Here is a 19,966-nt window from a genome sequence, read left to right as displayed (position 1 = left end):
CACCAATGGCCAGACTGACTGAAGATGCCAAGGGCGTCTATGTGATCGCCGTAACCCCGTTCACCGATGACGGCGCGCTCGATCTCGCCAGCATCGACAGCATGGTCGATTTCTATGAAGGCGCCGGCGTTACCGGCCTGACCGTGCTCGGCCAACTGGGCGAGGCGCCGAAGCTGACGGCCGAAGAATCGCGAATCGTGGTCGAGCGCGTGCTGAAGCGCCTCGACGGGCGCCTTCCCGTCGTCGTCGGCGTGTCGGCGCCTGGGCTTGCGCCGATGAGCGAACTCGCCGAAGCCGTCATGGGCGGGGGTGCCGCCGGCGTCATGGTCGCGCCACCCTGGACCGTCAAGACCGACGATCAGGCTTTCGCCTTCTACCAGTCGGTCGGCGAGGCCCTCGGCGATACGCCCTTCGTGCTGCAGGATTATCCGCTCACCACCAATGTGACGATCGCGCCCAAAGTCATCGAGCGCATCGTCAACGAGGTGCCGAACTGCGTCATGCTCAAACATGAAGATTGGCCGGGGCTGTCGAAAATCTCAGCACTTCGCGCCGCCAGCGACAAGGGCGCCATGCGGCGTATCTCGATCCTCTGCGGCAATGGCGGGCTTTTCCTGCCCGAAGAGATGGGCCGCGGCGCCGATGGCGCCATGACCGGCTTTTGTTATCCCGAGATGATGGTTGGTGTCGTCGAGGCCTATGCAGCCGGAAATCCCGATCGCGCCCATGCGATCTTCGATGCCTATCTGCCGCTCGCCCGCTATGAACAGCAACAGGGCATCGGCCTTGCCTCGCGCAAATATGTGCTTGCCAAGCGCGGTGTGATCAAGTCCGCCACCCTGCGCAAGCCGGGCGCCAAGCTCTCGACACTGGATATTGCCGATGTCGAGCGCTTGCTGGCGCGCCAGGCCATCCGCATCAAGGAGATCGGGGCGTAACACACTGGCGCAAATCCGAAGCCGCTGGATCATCGCTATGGCGCTGCAGCGCGAGCAGATGGGTATGTCCATCTCGTCCGTGAGGCTGAAACCCGAGCGACTCCCAGAACCTCGCCGCACCCTCGTTTCCCGCATGAACGGAGACGACGGTGCAGAAGGAACGCGCATGGTCGAGCAGAGCCATAGCAAGCATCCGGCCGATGCCACGTCCGCGCATTGCGGGACGAATGTAGAAACGCCGCATCCGCAGCACCCCTGACATGGTCGTTTCGACAGTCATGCCGCCGATGCCGGCGAGCACCTCATCGGCATAGGCGCCAAGCAGCCTTTCGCCGTCACGATCGAACCTGTTGTCGCCGGTCGACCATTCGTCGACAAGACGGGTGAGATGGAGATAGCCTTCCCGCCGGGCTTCGCTTTCGAGATCTGCGATCTCCTGTGGCAATCGATCGCGGAGCCTGCGGATATCGATCGTCATGGCAATCCTGGCGGTTAGATTGCAGGAACCGGAATCTCGCGGCGCGGCGCCGCAGCCGGCAGGCCGACCGGAACGAAACTCGCGTCTCCATCTCTAGCCATGTCCTGCACCGTATGTTTCTCCAGCGCCTTGGTCACCTCGTTGAGGTCGCCGTCCAACTGTTCGGCCGGAATAAGATTGCCGATGACGAAATCGAAGCGGTCGCCGCGCTTGTTCAACAGTTCGTGGAACACGGTCATGTCGCGAAGCTCCGTCGACCATTTCGCCAGCCAGTAGAACAGGCCGGAATTGCGTGCCGTCATATGGACGGGAAGGATCGGCAGATTGTATTTGCGCGCCAGGCCGACAGCCGAGGTTTTCCATGGACGCTCATTCAGCCGGCCGTTCGCCCAATAGGCGATGCGGCCTGAGGGAAAGAGCACTGTCGCCTTGCCTTCCTTCACCGCATGGTTGGTTAGCTGCAGCGTTTCGCGCGCTTTCAGCTTGCTCTTATGCTCCTCCCGCCATTCGACGGGAATGATCATCTCGGCAAAGCGCGGATTGACGCGGATGGCATCGCGATTGGCAAAGAACATCATGTCCGGCCGTCGTGCTTTCAAAAGATCGAAGACGGCAACGCCGTCGGCGATGCCGGTCGGATGGTTGCTGACGAGGAGGAAGCCGCCGGTATCAGGAATGCGTTCGCCATTGGTGATGCCGATGTCAAGCTTCAGCACATCGCTCAGATATTCGAACGACTGGAAGCCCGGCATTTTGGCGACCGCATTGGCGAATTCGAGCGCCTTGTTATAGCGCAGCAGCGTGTAGAGGAACGGCCGCATGACCGGCCAAAGCGGATTTTTCACGATCCTCTGGCCGCGTTCAGCAATCAGCGTATCGACGATATGACCGGGCTTTCCCTGTGAAACGAGAGCGATCGCTTCCGCGAGCTGTCCGAAAGCCGTCATGGAATCGCGCCGTGCCATGAAAGATCCTGTCTATGGGGTATAAGCTATCGCAGTTGAATATGATCGAAGGATGACAAAGGCTTGGCCGGCATTATCAATTCCATAACTGTTCCTGCTCCAAATTGGCGGACTTGAAGGCAAAATCAAGGCCCGCAACGTGAACGAACTGCTTGTTATCGCCGATCAGCGCCTGATGACGGAACGGGCCGCGTGGCTCGAAAACCTCGCCAGTGAGCGCCGTCTTTCCGAGCACACGCTCGACGCTTACGAGCGTGATACCCGCCAGTTCCTGACCTTTCTGACCGGCCATCTCGCCGGCCCGGTGACGCTTGGCGATATCAGGGAGTTGCGCTCCGCCGATTTCCGCGCCTTCCTGGCGGCCCGGCGCAAACAGGGCACCGGCGCCCGATCGCTCGGCCGCAATCTCGCCGGTCTTCGCTCGCTGCTGCGCCATCTCGAAAAGAAGGGCTTGGTCAACGCCGCCGGCGCCGGCGCGGTGCGCTCCCCGAAACAACCGAAATCACTGCCCAAGCCGCTGTCGGACACCCAGGCGATCACCGTCGTCAGCGACGACGCCCAGCTCCATGACGAGCCCTGGATTGCTGCGCGCGACGCCGCTGTCATGACGCTGCTCTACGGCTGCGGCCTGCGCATCTCCGAAGCGCTGGATCTGACTCCCGCCGACCTGCAGAAGGGCGCAACGGCTCTCCGCGTCACCGGCAAGGGCAACAAGACGCGGCTGGTGCCGTTGCTCTCTGTGGTTTTCGACGCGGTCGAGAGATACCGAGCGCTCTGCCCATATCATCTCGAAAGCGGAGAACCGCTGTTTCGCGGCGCTCGCGGCGGCAAGCTGCAAGCGGCGATCATCCAGCGCACGATGCAGAAGATGCGCAGCGCCTTCGGTCTGCCGGAGACGGCGACACCGCATGCACTGCGCCACTCCTTCGCCACCCACCTGCTTGCCGGTGGCGGTGATCTGCGCACCATCCAGGAATTGCTCGGCCATGCCAGCCTTTCCACAACGCAGGTCTATACCGGCGTCGATGCATCGCGGCTGCTCGAGGTGTATGATCGGGCGCATCCGCGAGCGTAATGGATGTCGCCCAAAAGTGCGCAGCGGTTATGGGGCAACGACTTGCATAAACGATAGGCTTAAAGCGCATCGCATGGATGCGATTGAATGTGAGGCGCTTTAAGCTCTCGTTAAGGCATTCTCTTAAAGGAATATGCGCAAGCCAGGCGTAGAGCATGAAGCCTATAGCATGTGATCGGAACACCCATCATGACGACATCAATCGGCCGCCGGACGTCTTACCTCGCAGTGCCGGCCAATCTGTTGCTCTGGCTGATCGCAGCCTTTCACATTCTGCTTCTTGCCGCCCTGTTTGCCGCCTTCCTGACTGCAAGGCCGGCAGCGGCCGAAGACGTCGCCTGCACCGGCCGCAATCTGATGGTCGAGCTGCAGCAGAACGACCCTGCCCGCTACGCAGAGGCGCTGAAGGAAGCCGACGCCACGCCGAACGGCAAGGGTATCTTCTGGAAGATCGAGAAGCCGGGATTGGCACCCTCGTGGCTGCTCGGCAGCATGCATGTCACCGATCCGCGCGTGCTGGCCTTGCCGCCGCGCGCCCAGGCAGCCCACGACGCCGCCGACACGATCATCATCGAATCCGACGAGATCCTCGATGAGCGGAAGGCGACCGCCGCCCTGCTCGCAAAGCCGGAGCTGACGATGTTCACCGACGGCACGACGATCGACAAGCTGCTTTCCCCCGAGGATTACAAGCGTCTCGAAACCGGCCTCAAGCAGCGCGGTATCCCGATCAGCGCCGTTTCCCGGATGCGGCCCTGGATGATTTCGAGCGCCGTCGCCCTGCCGGCCTGCGAAATCGCCCGCAAGGCAAAAGGCGCGCAGTTCCTCGACCAGAAGATCGCCACCGATGCCATTGCTCAGGGCAAGCAGGTCAAGGGGCTGGAAACCCTTGCCGAGCAGATCCAGGCCATGGCCGATCTGCCGGTCGAATTCCATCTGAAGTCGCTGATCGAGACGCTGGAACTCGGCGACAAGATGAGCGATGTCGTCGAGACGATGACCGACCTCTACCTCTCCGGTGATATCGGCATGACCATGCCGATGTTGAAAACCGTGACACCGGAGGAAGAAGGCGAAAACAGCGATTATGCCGCCTTCGAGCAGCGCGTCATCCTTGACCGTAACAAGGTGATGGCCGAGCGCGCCGCGCCGATCCTCGACGGTGGCAACGTCTTCATGGCCGTCGGCGCCCTGCATCTGCCCGGCAAGGACGGCGTCATCGAACTGCTGCGCCAGCAGGGCTTCACCGTGACGGCGGTGAACTGAGGCCGCGGCGGCCAGCTGGTCGTCATTCGACTGAGCACGCTGCTTTCCAACAGCGCCGATACACACCCAATAAAACAGCCGCCTGCCTCACGGCAAGCGGCTGCATGCGTTGTTGCGAATAGGTAAGGTCACATATGGATCGGCTTGAAGAAGGTTGCGAGCGCAGCCTCTTTCACCGCTTCCGACATGGTCGGATGCGCGTGGCAGGTACGGCCGAGATCTTCCGACGAACCGCCGAACTCCATCAGCACGGCGATCTCGTGGATCATCTCGCCGGCGCCGAAGCCGACGATATGGCCGCCGAGCACCCGGTCGGTTTCCTTGTCGGCAAGGATCTTGACGAAGCCGTCCGTTGCCAGCATCGCACGCGCCCGGCCGTTCGCCGTGAATGGGAACTTGCCGACCTTGTAGGCGACGCCCGCCGCCTTCAGCTCTTCCTCGGTCTTGCCGACGGAAGCGATTTCCGGCTGGGTGTAGACGACGCTCGGAATGACCTCGTAGTTCACATGGCCATGCTGCCCGGCGAGGATTTCGGCAAGCGCCACGCCCTCGTCTTCCGCCTTGTGCGCCAGCATCGGACCCTTGACCACATCGCCGATCGCATAGATGCCGGCGACATTGGTCTTGTAGTGACCGTCGATCTCGACACGGCCGCGATTGTCGAGCGTAACACCGGCCTCTTCGAGGCCGAGACCCGCCGTATAGGGCTTGCGGCCGGTGGCGATCAGCACGACTTCGGCGTCGAGCGTCACCTTGTCGCCGCCCTTGACCGGCTCGAAAGTGACCTTGGCGCCCTTGTCGCCCTTTTCGACGCCGGTGACCTTGGCGCCGAGATTGAAATCGATGCCCTGCTTGGCAAGCATACGCTGGAACTGCTTGGAGACTTCGCCGTCCATGCCGCCAAGGATGGTGTCGAGATATTCGACGACGGTGACTTTGGCGCCGAGGCGCGACCAGACGGAACCGAGCTCGAGGCCAATGACGCCGCCGCCGACGACGATCAGCGTTTCCGGCACCTTCTCCAGCGCAATGCCGCCGGTGGACGAGATGATGGTCTTTTCATCGATCTCGACCTGCACGCCGGGAATGCCGGCGACGTCGGAGCCGGTGGCGATGACAATGTTCTTGCCTTCGATCTCCTGCACCTTGCCGTCATCGGCGGTGACGGAAACCTTGCCGGCCGAGACGATCTTGCCGGTGCCCTGGAAGGCATCGATCTTGTTCTTCTTGAAGAGGAAGGCGACGCCGTCGACATTCGACTTCACCGTCGCATCCTTGTGGGCCATCATGTTGCCGAGATTGAGCGTCGGCGCCGGGACGTCGATGCCGAGCGCGCTCATCCCGTGGCCGGCCTGATGGAACATTTCGGAGGCATGCAGCAGCGCCTTCGACGGAATGCAGCCGACGTTCAGGCAGGTGCCGCCATAGGTCGCCCGCCTTTCGACGACGGCGACCTTGAGGCCAAGCTGGGCCGCCTTGACGGCGCAGACATAGCCGCCCGGGCCGGTTCCGATAATGATCACATCGTAGGACATTGCTTCTTTCCCTTTGGATTTTTTCGTTTAATCGGCCGCGCGCGACAAAGCGAGGCGGAAGCCGAAGCCGACAAGTGCCGCTCCGGTGATGCGGTTGAACCATTTGCCGCTGGCGATGAAGCGGTCACGGATCGCCTTGACCGTGAAGAAATAGGAGACGCCGGCAAACCAGGCGACCAACGCCGTCGCCATGCCGATGCCATAGGAGAACTGGATCAGCGCCGGCGTGTCGTGATGCACGAGCGTCGAAAACAGCGACAGGAAGAACAGCACCGGCTTCGGGTTCAGCGCATTGGTGATGAAACCCATGCCCAGGCACTTCAGCATCGAGACTGGCTTGCGGTCTTCGGCCGTCACCTCGATATCCTGCACCTTGAATCCCGGTTCGCGGAACGACTTGATGCCGAGATAGACCAGATAGGCGACGCCCGCCCATTTGATGGCGGCAAACAGCATCAGTGATTTCGATACGATCAGGCCGAGGCCGAGAATGGTGTAGCTGATATGGAAAAGCAGGGAGAAGCCCATGCCGAGCCCGGTCATGATGGCGGCGCGTCGCCCATGCACGATGCTCTGGCGCAGGATAACGGCGAAATCGGCGCCCGGCACGACGATGAAGATCGAAAAGACGGCCATCAGGCCGAGGAATTCGAGAATATACTGCATGCTGTTTTTCGCCCGTCGTTCTAGCGGCCGCCGCTCACATTGAGGATCGCGCCGGTTATATAGGAAGCCGAAGGTGAAAGAAGATAGAGGATCGCATCCGCCACCTCCTCGGGCGTGCCCGCGCGCTGCATCGGGATCGACGGCGCCAGCTCGCGCGGCCGATCCGGCAGGCCACCGGAGGCATGGAGGTCGGTTTCGATGACGCCTGGCCTTATCGCATTCACGCGGATGCCCTCGGCAGCGACCTCGCGTGCCAGCCCGACGGTGAAGGTGTCGATCGCTGCCTTCGAAGCGGCATAATCGACATACTGCGTCGCCGAACCAAGAATCGCCGCCATCGACGAGATGTTGACGATCGCCCCGCCCTTCCCGCCATGCCGGCTCGACATGCGGCGTATGGCCTCCGCGGCGCAGAGTATCGAGCCTGTCACATTGACGCGCAGCATGCGCTCGATCCGCTCTGCCGACATCTCGTCGACGCGCTGGGGATAGTCGACGATGCCGGCATTGTTGACGAGCCCGTCGAGCCGGCCGAAATGCCGGTCGACTGCCGTAAACATCGAGACAATATCCGCAGCCTTGCCGACATCGCCCTGGATCGCCACGGCCTCGCCGCCATCCCCAACGACCGCCGCAACGACGGCATCCGCGGCTTGGCGGTTGGCGGCGTAGTTCACCGCGACACGCCAGCCCTGGCGCGCGGCGAGCCGTGAAGCCGCGGCGCCGATACCCCGGCTTCCGCCGGTAATGAGAACAACAGGTGCATCGCTCATGTCGCACACTCCTTGAATGTCAGCACGTCCCAGGGTGCCACCGTAGCCTTGCCCTCGCCCCAGGCGCTGGATTCGCGGATGGCAGGACCAAGGCCGGGAAGCACGAGTTTTTCAGCCGCCGCCGCACCTTCGGGCTGCAGATTGTCCATCTCGCCCTCGGCATCCATGCCATAGACGGCGCCCTGCCAGACCGTGCAGGCATTGAGATCGGCGCCGGTCGCATCACCCTCGGGACAGTTGAACATCAGGATGCCGATGGCGCGCACCGGATCTTCCGACGGCATGACATAACCTTCCATCACGACGGGTGTCTTGAGTGCGCTGACCTTGAACTGGTTGCTGGCGGCAGCCGATGGAGAATTCAGCGGTGAAAAGCGCAATTCATAGGCACCGTCGCGATCGGCGTAGACAGCCTGTTCCTGCTTGCATGCGGCACCGAAGGTGGACGCCGGAACGACAAAAAACGCGGCGGCTGCGATTGCAGCCACGCCTTTCCGTCTCGTCGTGATCCCGGTCCTTCCGCTCATTGCAGCTTCGGCTCCTTCCGCCCGTCGGCATTCTCGACAACGCTGAAATCCGTCAGCAGCACCAGCGCGCGGCCATCCCTGTCGAGCCCCCAGAAGACCGGATAGAAACCGTCGCCCCAGCCGCTCCAGAACACCGCGACATTGCCTCGTCTGCCGGCGACCGGCCGGTGCAGCGCATAGATGCCCTTGTTGGCGTCGAGGTCCGACGCCAGCACGTCGTCGTAATAGTTGACGTCGGAATCCGGTTTCTGCACCTGCACCTGGGCCTCACGCTCTCCGATCAAATCAAGCGTATCGGCATCCATGTAGCAGCCGAGGCCGGCATCGACGGGGTAGCCGAAGATCTCGCCGTCCTTCAGCGTCGCCAGGTCCTGCCCTGGCAGGACCGCAAGCTCCCAACGATCCGGCTTGCCCTCGGCAAACCGCATGCTGGCAGCGGCGATGCGCCCGAAGGCCTGGTAGAGCGTCACCGGATACTCGCCAGGCGCAACCGTTCTTGCGAGTGCCGGACGGTCGGGCTGGGCAAGCGGATCGGCTGCAACGATGCGCCCCGATGTCAGCTCGACATTGCCCATATGGATCACGCCGATCGACCGGCCGGAAAGCTCGGCATCACCAAGCGCCACCAGCTCGAAATTGCTGCTTGCCTTGCCGATATCCCAGCCGGCAGCCGATGCGGCGACCGGGACATGCGCGGCGGCAGCGCAAAGAAGAAGACGCGCCGCTCGCATGATCCGGTTCCGCATCGAAAGCGCTCCCTTAGAGATCGAGAACCAGACGTTCAGGATCTTCCAGGCTTTCCTTGACGCGCACGAGGAAGGTGACCGCTTCCTTGCCGTCGACCATGCGGTGATCATAGGACAGCGCCAGATACATCATCGGGCGGATGACGACCTGGCCGCCGATCGCAACCGGCCGCTCCTGGATCTTGTGCATGCCGAGAATGCCGGACTGCGGTGCGTTGAGGATCGGCGAAGACATCAGCGAACCGTAGACGCCGCCATTGGTGATGGTGAAAGTGCCGCCCTGCATGTCGGCCATAGAGAGCGAGCCATCACGGGCTGCCTTGGCAAGACGGCCGAGCTCCTTCTCAATTTCGGCGATCGACATCTGGTCGGCGTCGCGGATGACGGGAACGACGAGGCCTTTGTCCGTGCCGACGGCCATGCCGACATGGCAGTAGTTCTTGTAGATGACGTCAGTGCCGTCAATTTCGGCGTTGACGGCCGGCAATTCCTTCAGCGCATGCGTCACCGCCTTGGTGAAGAAGCCCATGAAGCCGAGCTTGACGCCGTGCTTCTTCTCGAAAATGTCCTTGTACTTGTTGCGCAGGTCCATGACCGCCTTCATGTCCACCTCGTTGTAGGTGGTCAGCATGGCGGCGGTGTTCTGCGCATCCTTGAGGCGCTTGGCGATCGTCTGGCGCAGGCGCGTCATCTTCACGCGCTCTTCGCGCGAGGCATCCTCGACCGTCGACGGGCCGCGCGCGGCGGCAGGCGTCGCCGCAGGTGCGGCCGCCGGAGCGGAAATGCCCTTGGCGACGGCGGCGATGACATCGCCCTTCAGCACCTGGCCGCGCTTGCCGCTACCGTCGACCTGATCGGCGGAAAGGTTGTTTTCGGCAAGCATCTTCGAAGCCGCAGGCGCCGGCGGCATGGTGGAGACGGAGGCGCTCGATGACGACGCAGCGGCGGCGGCAACCGCCGGCTGGGCCGGAGCAGCAGCGGCCGGTTGGGCGGGAACCGGAGCAGCAGGAGCGGCGGTCGGTGCAGCGGCAGCCGGCGCGGCGGCAGCGGCGGCACCTTCGGCGATCTGGCCGAGCAGCGCGCCGAGGCCGACGGTCTCGCCGGCGGCAACGACGATTTCCGAAAGCGTGCCGGAGGCGGGTGCTGGAACTTCGATGGTCACCTTGTCGGTTTCAAGCTCGAGAATCGGCTCGTCGGCCTTGATGGCGTCGCCGACCTTCTTGAACCAGGTGCCGACGGTTGCCTCGCTGACGGATTCACCGAGAGTTGGAACGCGGATTTCTGTGGCCATTGTTCAGATCCTGATTTCGTGTGTTTTCGTTTATGCGTTTCAGACGGCGGGCGGCCGCGAGATGATCGAGGGCATCGGCAGGATATCGAAGCGGAAACCGAAACCGGAAGCGATGATCGGATCGCCGTCGGCAAGAAGCTGCGCCGCCGCCTGATCCTCGACCTCGACGATCGCCATGCCCCAGGCGCCTTCACCCTCGAAGACGGGGCCGACGATGATCGCCGATCCCGCAAGAGCGTTCCGATGCCAGTATTCGGCATGGCGTTTCATCGCCGCCATTTCCTCCCCGGTCCCGTCATGCGGGAAAGTGGGGCGCGGCGGCTGCAGTCTCAGAAAGAAATAAGCCATTGCGCCCCCCTTGTTTTAACCGCCCAATGCATCCTCGAGGAATGCGGCGAGCTGCGACAGATGCTTGGACATCAGGCCCGTCGCCGGCGAGGCGGCGGCCGGACGGCCGGTATAACGGACGCGCTGGTACTTCGCGTCGATATGGGCGAGCACCCATTCGAGGAAGGGGTCGATGAACGACCATGCGCCCATGTTCTTCGGCTCTTCCTGGCACCAGACCATCTCGGCATTGCGGAAGCGCGACAGCTCGTTGATTAGCGCCTTTGCCGGGAACGGATAGAGCTGTTCGACACGTAAGAGATAGATGTCGTCGATGCCGCGCTTTTCACGCTCTTCGAGGAGATCGTAATAGACCTTGCCGGAGCACATGACGACGCGGCGGATCTTGTTGTCCTTTTGCAGCTTGATCGGGCCGTCCTTGATCACCTCGGCATCGTCCCAGAGAAGGCGATGGAAGGCGGATTCGCCGGCCATTTCGGCAAGCGTCGAGACCGCCCGCTTGTGGCGCAGCAGCGATTTCGGCGTCATCAGGATCAGCGGCTTGCGGAAGTCGCGCTTCAGCTGCCGGCGCAGGATGTGGAAGTAGTTCGCCGGCGTCGTCACGTTGGCGACCTGCATGTTGTCTTCGGCGCAAAGCTGCAGGAAACGCTCGAGGCGGGCCGAGGAATGTTCCGGACCCTGGCCTTCATAGCCATGCGGCAGCAGGCAGACGAGGCCCGACATGCGCAGCCACTTGCGTTCGCCCGACGAGATGAACTGGTCGAAGACCACCTGCGCGCCGTTGGCGAAATCGCCGAACTGCGCTTCCCAGAGCGTCAGCGCATTCGGGCGGGCAAGCGAATAGCCGTATTCGAAACCGAGCACGGCCTCTTCCGAAAGCATCGAATTGATGACTTCGTAGCGCCCCTGCGTCGGCGAAAGATTGGCGAGCGGGATGTAGCGTTCTTCGGTTTCCTGATCATAGAGAACCGAGTGGCGCTGCGAGAAGGTGCCGCGTTCGCAATCCTGGCCGGAGAGGCGGATCTTGCTGCCTTCGACGCAGAGCGCGCCGAAGGAGAGCGCTTCGGCCATCGCCCAGTCGATACCCTCGCCGGTGGTGATCATATTGGCGCGGTTTTCCATGAAGCGCTGGATCGTCCGGTGCGCATTGAAGCCCGCCGGGATCTCGGACAGCTTGCGGCCGATCTCCTTCAGCGTCTTCATCGGCACAGCGGTCTTGCCGCGGCGCTGCTCGTCGGCATTGTCGGCCGTGCGCAGGCCCGACCACTCGCCGTCCAGCCAATCGGCCTTGTTCGGCTTGTACTGCTGGCCGGCTTCGAACTCCTGCTCGAGGTGGAGGCGCCAATCGGCCTTCATCTTCTCGACCTCACCTTCGGTGAGCAGGCCCTCGGCGACGAGACGGGCCGCGTAGAGCTGCAGCACGGTCTTGTGGGCGCGGATCACCTTGTACATCTTCGGCTGCGTGAAGGACGGTTCGTCGCCTTCATTGTGGCCGTAGCGGCGATAGCAGAACAGGTCGAGCACCACAGGCTTGTGGAACTTCATACGGAATTCGGTGGCGATCTTCGCCCCATAGACCACCGCTTCCGGATCGTCGCCGTTGACGTGCAGGATCGGCGCCTCGATCATCTTGGCGACGTCGGACGGATAGGGCGACGAGCGCGAGAAGGCCGGGTTCGTGGTGAAGCCGATCTGGTTGTTGATGATCACATGCATGGTGCCGGCGACACGATGGCCGCGCAGACCGGAAAGGCCGAGGATTTCGGCAATGACACCCTGGCCGGCAAAGGCCGCGTCGCCGTGGATCAGCAGCGGCAGAACCTTGGCGCGTTCGGAAAGCGGGATGATGTCACCGTCCCAGACCGTGGCATTCATGTCCTGCTTGGCGCGGGCCTTGCCCATGACGACAGGATCGACGATTTCGAGATGCGACGGGTTCGCCGTCAGCGAAACGTGGATCTTATTGCCGTCGAATTCGCGGTCTGAGGAAGCGCCGAGATGGTACTTGACGTCACCCGAGCCCTCGACCTCGTCGGGAGCGGCCGAGCCGCCCTTGAACTCGTGGAAGATCGCCCGGTGCGGCTTGCCCATGACCTGGGAGAGCACGTTCAGGCGGCCGCGATGGGCCATGCCGAACAGGGCCTCCTTGAGGCCGAGCTGGCTGCCACGCTTGAGGATCTGTTCCAGCGCCGGGATCAGCGATTCGCCGCCGTCGAGGCCGAAACGCTTCGTGCCCTTGAACTTGACGTCGAGGAACTGCTCGTAGCCTTCGGCTTCGACGAGCTTGGCAAGGATCGCCTTCTTGCCTTCCGGCGTGAAGGCCACACCCTTGTCCGGTCCTTCGATGCGCTCCTGGATCCAGGCCTTCTCTTCAGGATTGGAGATATGCATGAATTCGACGCCGAGCGTCGAGCAATAGGTGCGCTCGAGGATTTCGATCATCTCGCGGATGGTCGCGTATTCCAGGCCGAGCACGTTGTCGATGAAGATCTTACGGTCGTAATCGGCAGCCGTGAAGCCGTAATTCTCCGCCGAGAGCTCGTGATAGTCGTCAACGGGAGCGGCGATGCCGAGCGGGTCGAGCTTGGCGTGCAAGTGGCCGCGCATGCGGTAGGCGCGGATCATCATGATGGCGCGCACGGAATCGCGCGTCGCCTGCAGCACCTCGGTGCTGTCAGCAGGCTTGCCCTGAGCTTCGGCCTTGGCCTTGACCTTGGTCTCGATCACCTTCTCGACGATGCCCCAGTCGCCATCGAGAGCCGATACCAGATCGCCGCTTGCCTGAAGCGGCCAGTTCTTCTTGCGCCAGGAAGCGCCCTTGGCCGCCCTTTTCACATCGCTGGGATCCTCCTCCAGCGCCTTGAAGAAGGACCGCCACTGATCGTCGACCGATGCGGGATCTTCTTCGTACCGCGCGTAGAGCTGCTCGATATAGGCAGCGTTGGCGCCATCCAGAAACGAGGTGATCTGAAACTGCTCGTTGGCTTCTTGCCGTGCCATGGTGATATGCGGACGCTTCCGTCCGCCTCCTGACTTTGATGAATTTGCCGGCTTGATGGCCGGCTGCCGCATTCCGATTGCCGCCTGTCCGCGGCGCATCTGCTGAGTCTCGTGTTGTCGAGGCCGGGCGGAAGACGCAGATGCCGTTCCTCCGCCCGGTCTATATAGGTGGCTTAGCCCTTGAGGACTTCAACCAGCGTCTTGCCGAGGCGGGCCGGAGAGGGCGATACTTTGATGCCTGCCGATTCCATCGCCGCGATCTTCGATTCCGCATCGCCCTTGCCGCCGGAAACCACAGCGCCGGCATGGCCCATGGTGCGGCCCTTCGGCGCCGTACGGCCGGCAATGAAGCCAGCCATCGGCTTCTTGCGGCCCTTCTTGGCTTCGTCCTTGAGGAACTGCGCTGCGTCTTCTTCAGCCGCACCACCAATTTCGCCGATCATAATGATCGACTGGGTCGCTTCATCGGCCAGGAACATTTCCAGGACGTCGATGAACTCGGTGCCCTTGACCGGGTCGCCGCCGATGCCGACGGCCGTCGTCTGGCCGAGACCTTCATTGGAGGTCTGGAACACGGCTTCATAGGTCAGCGTGCCCGAGCGGGAAACGATACCGACCGAACCCTTGCGGAAGATCGAGCCCGGCATGATGCCGATCTTGCATTCTTCCGGCGTCATGATACCCGGGCAGTTCGGACCGAGCAGGCGCGACGTGGAGCGGTCGAGGCGAGCCTTGACCCGCACCATGTCCATGACCGGGATGCCTTCGGTGATGCAGGTGATGAACGGGATCTCGGCGTCGATCGCCTCGATGATCGCATCGGCGGCTCCTGCCGGCGGAACATAGATGACGGTCGCGTTGGCGCCGGTCTTTTCCTTGCCCTCGGCAACGGTTGCAAAGATCGGCAGGCTTTCGCCCTTTGCGCCGGTCCAGGTTTCGCCACCCTTCTTCGGATGGATACCGCCGACCATCTGGGTGCCGTAGTAAGCAAGCGCCTGTTCGGTGTGGAACGTGCCGGTCTTGCCGGTCAGACCCTGAACGAGGACCTTGGTGTCTTTATTGACGAGAATAGACATTCTTTCAGATCCTTCAAAATTAGCCGTTGATCGCCGCGACGATCTTCTTGGCCGCATCGTCCAAGTCGTCGGCCGCCGTGATCGCCAGACCCGACTCGTTCAGGATCTTCTTGCCGAGCTCGACATTGGTGCCTTCAAGACGCACGACGAGCGGAACCTTGAGGCCGACTTCCTTGACCGCGGCAATGACACCCTCGGCAATGACGTCGCACTTCATGATGCCGCCGAAGATGTTGACGAGAATGCCTTCGACCTTGGGGTCCGCGGTGATGATCTTGAAAGCTGCAGCAACCTTCTCCTTGCCGGCGCCGCCGCCGACGTCGCAGAAGTTAGCCGGCTCCTTGCCGTAGAGCTTGATGATGTCCATCGTCGCCATGGCAAGGCCTGCACCGTTGACCATGCAGCCGATGTTGCCGTCGAGCGCGACATAGGCGAGGTCCCACTTCGAGGCCTCGATTTCCTTGGCGTCTTCTTCGGTCTCGTCGCGCAGCGTCTTGACGTCGTCGTGACGGAAGAGCGCATTGCCATCGAAAGACATCTTGGCATCGAGGACGCGCAGGTGGCCATCCTTCATGACGATCAGCGGATTGATCTCCAGCAGAGCCATGTCCTTCTCGCCGAAGGCCTTGTAGAGCAATGGGAAAAGCGTCTTGGCGTCTTCGGCGGCAGCACCCTCGAGCTGAAAAGCCTTGGAGATCGCAGCAACGTCGGCAGCCGTCACGCCGGCTTCCGGATCGATGGCGATCGTCTGGATCTTCTCAGGCGTGTCGTGAGCGACAGCTTCGATGTCCATGCCGCCTTCAGTGGAGACCACGAAAGCCACGCGACCGACCGAGCGGTCGACCAGCAGCGAGCAATAGAGTTCGCGAGCGATGTCGGCGCCGTCTTCGATGTAAAGGCGGTTGACCTGCTTGCCGGCTTCGCCGGTCTGCGCCGTCACCAGCGTGTTGCCCAGCATTTCCTTGGCATGGGCGACCACTTCGTCGATCGACTTGGCGAGACGCACGCCGCCCTTGGCTTCCGGCGACAGTTCCTTGAACTTGCCCTTGCCGCGGCCGCCGGCATGGATCTGGCTCTTGACCACGTAAAGCGGACCGGGAAGCGACTTGGCGGCAGCCTCTGCTTCTTCAACCTTGAGAATAGCGACACCTTCGGCAACCGGCGCGCCATAGCCCTTCAGCAGAGCCTTGGCCTGATATTCATGAATGTTCATGGGTGTATCCCTGTTTCGATTACTTCAGCCCATCGACTACTTGAGCGCAGGCGCGATGTTGATGCAGGCTTCGCAGAGACCGGCGACGGCGCCGACGGACTTGTCGAAGGCTTCCTTCTCGGTCTTGTTGAGATCGATCTCGATGATGCGCTCGACGCCGCCGGCGCCGATGACGGTGGGAACGCCGACATACATGTCCTTGACGCCGTACTGACCGGAGAGGTGGGCCGCGCAGGGCAGAACGCGCTTCTTGTCCTTGAGGTAGGATTCGGCCATCTCGATCGCCGAGGCGGCCGGGGCGTAATAGGCCGAGCCGGTCTTCAGCAGGCCAACGATTTCGGCGCCGCCGTCACGGGTGCGCTGGATGATCTCTTCGAGGCGCTCCTTGGTGACCCAGCCCATGGTGACGAGATCGGTGAGCGGAATGCCGCCAACCGTCGAATAGCGGGCGAGCGGCACCATCGTGTCGCCATGGCCGCCGAGAACGAAGGCCGTGACGTCCTGGACGGACACGTTGAATTCCTTGGCGAGGAAGAGGCGAAAGCGCGAGGAGTCGAGAACGCCGGCCATGCCGACGACCTTGTTGGCAGGAAGGCCGGAAAACTTCTGCAGCGCCCAGACCATGGCGTCGAGCGGATTGGTGATGCAGATCACGAAGGCGTTGGGGGCATATTTCTTGATGCCGGCACCGACCTGCTCCATGACCTTGAGGTTGATGCCGAGAAGGTCATCGCGGCTCATGCCGGGCTTGCGGGCGACGCCCGCCGTGACGATGCAGACGTCAGCGCCTTCGATCGCGGAATAGTCGCTGGCGCCTGTCAGATTGACGTCGAAGCCTTCGACCGGCGACGACTGGGAAATATCGAGACCCTTGCCCTGGGGAATGCCGTCCGCGATGTCGAAGAGAACGATGTCGCCCAGTTCCTTCAGGCCGGCGAGGTGCGCCAGCGTGCCACCAATCATGCCAGAACCAATGAGTGCGATCTTGTTACGCGCCATTTTCGCTGTTTCCTTTGCGATCAAATTCGTCGAACGGACGCGCAAGGCACCGCCCAATGACGCAATCGCATAGACCCAAAGCCAAAAAATGGCAATTCATTATTTTTGATGCAGCGTTTTCAATCGTTTAGATACAAAAAATCTTACGTAAACGTAAGGTATTCTGTCACCGGATTGTTACTCTGCGGCGCGTTTCTCATGGTGCAGCGCAAGATATTCCGCACTGCGCATCTCGAACAGGCGCGACGCCGTGCGGTCGAATTCGAAGCCCTCGGTGCCCCGACGTTGCAGCAGCAGTTCCTCCGGCATCGCCGCTGCGGAAATGTAAAGCCGCACGGCATGATCGTAGAACGTATCGACCATAATGATGAACCGTTTGATCTGGTTCCGCTTTTCCGGCCCGAGCAAGGGAATGTGATCGACGAAGACCGTATCGAAACGCTCGGCGATGGCCAGGAAGTCGACCGCCCCGAGCGGTTTGTCGCAAAGATCGGCGAAAGAAAACCGCGCCATGCGGTCGACGGCGAGCGGCACATGGATGTGGCGCCCCTTCATCGGGATATCCAGCGGCTGCGCCTTGCGCCCATGCAGCGCCTGCGTCCAGGACGCATCCATCGCCATGTCGTTATGCTCGTTGATCGGCACCAGATAGACCGGCTGGCTGCTCAGCCTCTCCATCCGGTAGTCGGTCGGTGAATCCAGGCTGACGACATCGACATGCTGCTTGAGCAAGGCGACGAAGGGCAGGAAGAGGCCGCGATTGAGACCATCCGTGTAGAGATTGTCGGGCTCGACGTTCGAGGTCGCGACCAGCACGCATCCGCGCGCAAAAAGCTCGGAGAACAGCCGCGACAGGATCATCGCGTCGGCGATGTCGGTGACCGTGAACTCGTCGAAGCAGAGCAGTTCTGCCTCGTCGTAAAGCGCTGCGGCGACCGGCGGCATCGGATCGGCCTGCTTCGTCTCGCCGTTCTTGAGCTTCAGCCGGTGCGCTGCAATGCGGTTGTGCACATCCGCCATAAATTCGTGGAAATGCGCCCGCCGTTTCTTCCTGCACGGCGCCATCGCGAAAAACATGTCCATCAGCATGGTCTTGCCGCGCCCGACGCTGCCGTGGATGTAAAGCCCCTTGATGCCGTCGGCGGATTTCTTCTTGGCGGCAAACAGCCAGCCGAGCGCGCTCGATTTTGCCGCCGGCCGCCGCTGCTTCAGGCCGGCAAGCACCCGGTCGAGGCTCTTTGCCACGTCCATCTGGGCGGAATCGACCTGGAGTGCGCCCGATGCGGTCAGCGCTTTAAGCTGTTCGCAGACGCTGAGCGCATAATCCGGCATTGGTTGCATGAGGGCATATCCGCCTGTCAGTCATCGCAGGAGACCCGCCGGAACATTTACCGGCTGAGACTGATCGACTGGCCTGTGCTCGTCTGTCCCTGGAAGCGGTTGTCGGCCGTCTTGTAGACGCTGCCCAGCTGGTTGCCCGAGCGGTCCTTGAGCAGCACCTGCTTGCCGGCGACCTCCCAGGAGCCCATCGCCGTCAGCTCGCCGACACAGCCACGCGTTCCGCCGCGCGAACCGCTGCCGAGATTGGTGAGCGTCAGGAACATGTCGCAGCTACCGTTGACGCGCCAGCTTCCGACCATCGATTCCTTGGTGATATCGAGCGCATTCGCGGCCATTGCACCAGGCTCAGCGCCCGGCATCGGCGCCGTTGTCGTCGGCGCGGCCGGAAACTGCGAGCCGCCGGTCGGCGGCGGAAGCTGCCCGCCCTGCACCGAGGGCACCGGCTGCGCCGTCAACGGCGCCGGGCCGGCACTGGCGTTGGAGCTGTAATCATATGCCGTACGCTGACAACCGGCTAGCGACAGAACCACCACCAGACCTGTCATCGCATATCGCAACTGCATCATCATACTCCTGAATTCGGCTATCGCCGTAGAGAAACGGGCGTGAGACAAGTCCGATTATCGTAATTCGATTTGGTTAATCAAGTCGTGCTGCATAAATTGCCCGTGACAACAACTAACCGAAAAACGATACAGTTCAACTGTCCCGCTGCAAAACTTCCTGCACACAGAATTTGTCAGCAAGGTGTTGCGCGCGTTCATCTCTGTCAGGATCCCTGTCGAACTCGCGCAATGTCTCGGAATACCGCTCCAGAGAGTTCTGCAGGAGGATTTCACCAGCACCGATCGGCTGTCTATCCGCGCACCACTGAGGAGCCGCGAGCAGATCTCGGTGACGGCTTCGGGATCGAAGCCGTCATTCCGCCATCGGCCTGCACGCCGATCAAACCCGGCGCTCGACCATCATCTTCTTGATTTCGGCGATCGCCTTGGCCGGGTTGAGGCCCTTCGGGCAGGTCTGCGCGCAGTTCATGATCGTGTGGCAGCGATAGAGGCGGAACGGATCCTCAAGATTGTCGAGGCGCTCGCCGGTCGCCTCGTCTCGGGAATCGATCAGCCAGCGATAGGCCTGCAGCAGAACGGCCGGGCCGAGATAGCGGTCGCCATTCCACCAGTAGCTCGGACAGGAGGTCGAGCAGCAGGCGCAAAGGATGCATTCATAGAGGCCGTCAAGCTTCTGCCGGTCCTCGTGGCTCTGCTTCCATTCCTTGGCCGGCGCCGGCGACACCGTCTTCAGCCATGGCTCGATCGAACGATGCTGGGCATAGAAGTTGGTGAGGTCCGGAACCAGATCCTTGACGACGGGCAGATGCGGCAGCGGATAGATTTTCACCGCGCCCTTGATATCGTCAAGGCCCTTGGTGCAGGCGAGCGTGTTCGTGCCGTCGATATTCATCGCGCAGGAGCCGCAGATGCCCTCGCGACAGGAGCGGCGCAGCGTCAGCGTCGGGTCGATCTTGTTCTTGATGTAGAGCAGACCGTCGAGCACCATCGGCCCGCAATCGTCGACATCGATATAGAAGGTATCGATCGACGGGTTCTGACCGTCGTCCGGGCTCCAGCGGTAGACGCGGAACTCGCGGGTGTTCTTGGCACCCGCCGGCTTCGGCCAGACCTTGCCTTCGCGCATCTGAGAATTCTTGGGGAGAGCGAGTTCAACCATGTCC

19 protein-coding genes are annotated in these 19,966 nt (G+C 61.9%); 3 read left to right on the top strand and 16 right to left on the bottom strand.

All coding sequences use genetic code 11. The features are described from left to right. The first annotated feature begins 5 nt into the window (after nt 1-5). Nucleotides 6-938 carry a dihydrodipicolinate synthase family protein gene (locus FFM53_RS14895; protein ID WP_138389511.1) on the top strand — a complete coding sequence of 311 codons (933 nt, stop codon included), beginning with the start codon at nt 6-8 and terminating at the stop codon, nt 936-938. On the opposite strand, the gene FFM53_RS14890 is transcribed toward FFM53_RS14895, so the two are convergent. After that, complete coding sequence (locus FFM53_RS14890; protein WP_138389510.1) at nt 919-1,416, bottom strand: GNAT family N-acetyltransferase; 498 nt, start codon at nt 1,414-1,416, stop codon at nt 919-921. The two genes, FFM53_RS14895 and FFM53_RS14890, sit on opposite strands and share 20 nt — an antisense overlap. Nucleotides 1,417-1,430: 14 nt before the next feature. Further along, on the bottom strand, nt 1,431-2,381 hold the full coding sequence (locus FFM53_RS14885) for a GNAT family N-acetyltransferase (RefSeq protein WP_138389509.1): 951 nt from the start codon (nt 2,379-2,381) through the stop codon (nt 1,431-1,433). A gap of 139 nt (nt 2,382-2,520) precedes the next feature. Here FFM53_RS14885 and FFM53_RS14880 point away from each other — a divergent pair, with 139 nt between their 5' ends. Continuing rightward, the gene (locus tag FFM53_RS14880) at nt 2,521-3,456 is read left to right on the top strand and encodes a tyrosine recombinase XerC (RefSeq protein ID WP_138389508.1); all 936 of its coding nucleotides are present in this window, start codon (nt 2,521-2,523) and stop codon (nt 3,454-3,456) included. 189 nt (nt 3,457-3,645) lie between these two features. Next, on the top strand, nt 3,646-4,722 hold the full coding sequence (locus tag FFM53_RS14875) for a TraB/GumN family protein (RefSeq protein ID WP_138389507.1): 1,077 nt from the start codon (nt 3,646-3,648) through the stop codon (nt 4,720-4,722). A gap of 128 nt (nt 4,723-4,850) precedes the next feature. Here the strand turns inward: FFM53_RS14875 and lpdA are convergent, their stop codons facing one another. The 14 genes from lpdA to FFM53_RS14805 form a co-directional block, all read right to left on the bottom strand. After that, the gene (gene lpdA / locus FFM53_RS14870) at nt 4,851-6,257 is read right to left on the bottom strand and encodes a dihydrolipoyl dehydrogenase (protein ID WP_138389506.1); all 1,407 of its coding nucleotides are present in this window, start codon (nt 6,255-6,257) and stop codon (nt 4,851-4,853) included. 27 nt (nt 6,258-6,284) lie between these two features. Next, nucleotides 6,285-6,923, bottom strand: a complete 639-nt coding sequence (locus FFM53_RS14865) for a LysE family translocator (protein ID WP_138331765.1) — start codon at nt 6,921-6,923, stop codon at nt 6,285-6,287. 20 nt (nt 6,924-6,943) lie between these two features. Beyond that, the gene (locus FFM53_RS14860; protein ID WP_138389505.1) at nt 6,944-7,696 is read right to left on the bottom strand and encodes an SDR family oxidoreductase; all 753 of its coding nucleotides are present in this window, start codon (nt 7,694-7,696) and stop codon (nt 6,944-6,946) included. Next, the gene (locus FFM53_RS14855) at nt 7,693-8,223 is read right to left on the bottom strand and encodes a hypothetical protein (RefSeq protein ID WP_138389504.1); all 531 of its coding nucleotides are present in this window, start codon (nt 8,221-8,223) and stop codon (nt 7,693-7,695) included. The genes FFM53_RS14860 and FFM53_RS14855 overlap by 4 nt, the downstream gene beginning before the upstream one ends. Further along, the gene (locus FFM53_RS14850) at nt 8,220-8,969 is read right to left on the bottom strand and encodes a DUF4241 domain-containing protein (protein ID WP_138389503.1); all 750 of its coding nucleotides are present in this window, start codon (nt 8,967-8,969) and stop codon (nt 8,220-8,222) included. Before FFM53_RS14850 ends, FFM53_RS14855 begins: the two co-directional genes overlap by 4 nt. Nucleotides 8,970-8,982: 13 nt before the next feature. Further along, nucleotides 8,983-10,260: a 2-oxoglutarate dehydrogenase complex dihydrolipoyllysine-residue succinyltransferase gene (odhB, locus tag FFM53_RS14845; RefSeq protein WP_138389502.1), complete on the bottom strand. Its 1,278-nt coding sequence runs from the start codon at nt 10,258-10,260 to the stop codon at nt 8,983-8,985. Between the two features lie 39 nt (nt 10,261-10,299). Further along, nucleotides 10,300-10,608, bottom strand: coding sequence for a YciI family protein (locus tag FFM53_RS14840; protein ID WP_033181816.1), 309 nt, complete (start codon nt 10,606-10,608; stop codon nt 10,300-10,302). Nucleotides 10,609-10,623: 15 nt separating this feature from the next. Further along, nucleotides 10,624-13,608, bottom strand: a complete 2,985-nt coding sequence (locus tag FFM53_RS14835) for a 2-oxoglutarate dehydrogenase E1 component (RefSeq protein WP_138389501.1) — start codon at nt 13,606-13,608, stop codon at nt 10,624-10,626. Between the two features lie 173 nt (nt 13,609-13,781). After that, nucleotides 13,782-14,684 carry a succinate--CoA ligase subunit alpha gene (sucD, locus tag FFM53_RS14830; RefSeq protein ID WP_020051980.1) on the bottom strand — a complete coding sequence of 301 codons (903 nt, stop codon included), beginning with the start codon at nt 14,682-14,684 and terminating at the stop codon, nt 13,782-13,784. A gap of 19 nt (nt 14,685-14,703) precedes the next feature. Then, on the bottom strand, nt 14,704-15,897 hold the full coding sequence (sucC, locus tag FFM53_RS14825) for an ADP-forming succinate--CoA ligase subunit beta (protein ID WP_138389500.1): 1,194 nt from the start codon (nt 15,895-15,897) through the stop codon (nt 14,704-14,706). Nucleotides 15,898-15,933: 36 nt separating this feature from the next. Continuing rightward, the gene (gene mdh, locus FFM53_RS14820) at nt 15,934-16,896 is read right to left on the bottom strand and encodes a malate dehydrogenase (protein WP_003543522.1); all 963 of its coding nucleotides are present in this window, start codon (nt 16,894-16,896) and stop codon (nt 15,934-15,936) included. 177 nt (nt 16,897-17,073) lie between these two features. Beyond that, nucleotides 17,074-18,237: a cell division protein ZapE gene (gene zapE, locus FFM53_RS14815; protein ID WP_138389499.1), complete on the bottom strand. Its 1,164-nt coding sequence runs from the start codon at nt 18,235-18,237 to the stop codon at nt 17,074-17,076. Between the two features lie 47 nt (nt 18,238-18,284). After that, nucleotides 18,285-18,800, bottom strand: coding sequence for a protease inhibitor Inh/omp19 family protein (locus FFM53_RS14810; RefSeq protein WP_011653815.1), 516 nt, complete (start codon nt 18,798-18,800; stop codon nt 18,285-18,287). A 382-nt stretch (nt 18,801-19,182) separates the two neighbouring features. Beyond that, on the bottom strand, nt 19,183-19,962 hold the full coding sequence (locus FFM53_RS14805; RefSeq protein WP_003567268.1) for a succinate dehydrogenase iron-sulfur subunit: 780 nt from the start codon (nt 19,960-19,962) through the stop codon (nt 19,183-19,185). Between the last annotated feature and the right edge of the window lie 4 nt (nt 19,963-19,966).

The sequence above is a fragment of the Rhizobium indicum genome, assembly GCF_005862305.2.
GTDB lineage: Bacteria > Pseudomonadota > Alphaproteobacteria > Rhizobiales > Rhizobiaceae > Rhizobium > Rhizobium indicum.
Note: the sequence above shows the minus strand (reverse complement) of the source record. Positions and strands in the feature narration are given on the sequence as shown.